Origin of the sequence: Aurantimonas sp. C2-5-R2 (genome assembly GCF_036549495.1) — a bacterium.
Lineage (GTDB): Bacteria > Pseudomonadota > Alphaproteobacteria > Rhizobiales > Rhizobiaceae > Aurantimonas > Aurantimonas coralicida_A.
This window is the reverse complement of record NZ_JAZHLJ010000275.1, coordinates 1-650: the sequence shown is the minus strand read 5'-3', so window position 1 is coordinate 650 and position 650 is coordinate 1. Positions and strand designations below refer to the sequence as shown.

The following is a 650-nucleotide window of genomic DNA, read 5'->3' as shown; positions in this document are numbered from 1 at the left end:
ATTGCAATATGAGTTATAGTGTGGTACATAGGCTCAAATTTGGGGTAAGCGAATGATCGTCGGCTTTCGGGATGACTGGTTGCGGGCCTTTTTTGTGGATGATGTCAGCTCGCGCAATATCCCATCCGATCTTGAAGCCCGGTTGTTCCGCAAGCTCCAGATGATTGACGACGCCGTAACCGATCAGGACCTGCGCGTTCCGCCCAGCAATCACTTCGAGAAGTTGCGCGGTAATCTGACGGGGTTCCATTCAATCCGCGTCAACCAGCAATGGCGGCTGATCTTTCGCTGGAATGGCAAGCGCGGGGAGGCGGACGGGATTTATCTGGACGATCACAGTTACCGATGAGAGCGAGGCAGACCATGTTGACCACGAAGCGCAAGCCGGCCACTGTCGGTGAAATCCTGACCGAAGAGTTCATGCAGCCGATGGGCCTGACCCAGGGCGCGCTCGCCGAGGCGATGGGCGTTCAGCGCAAGCATGTCAACGAGTTGTGCGGCAACCGCAGGAATGTGACTGCCGCGACCGCGCTTATCCTCGCGCGCGTGTTCGGCAACAGTCCCGACTTCTGGCTCAACGTGCAGCGGCGCAACGATCTCTGGGAAATCATGAACACGCCAGGGGAGCGCGAGCGTATCGAACGCGCCCG

At 58.2% G+C, this 650-nt stretch carries 2 protein-coding genes; both read left to right on the top strand.

Annotation, left to right across the window (positions count from 1 at the left end; genetic code table 11):
• The first annotated feature begins 52 nt into the window (after window positions 1-52).
• Window positions 53-349: a type II toxin-antitoxin system RelE/ParE family toxin gene (locus tag VQ044_RS25510; protein WP_331827922.1), complete on the top strand. Its 297-nt coding sequence runs from the start codon at window positions 53-55 to the stop codon at window positions 347-349.
• Window positions 350-363: 14 nt separating this feature from the next.
• On the top strand, window positions 364-650 hold a 287-nt coding region (locus tag VQ044_RS25505; protein WP_327650494.1), incomplete at its 3' end, for a HigA family addiction module antitoxin.

What these genes read in the sequence shown, in the direction of transcription:
- VQ044_RS25510 (WP_331827922.1), top strand. Translation starts at nt 53, where the DNA reads ATGATCGTCGGCTTTCGGGATGACTGGTTGCGGGCCTTTTTTGTGGAT.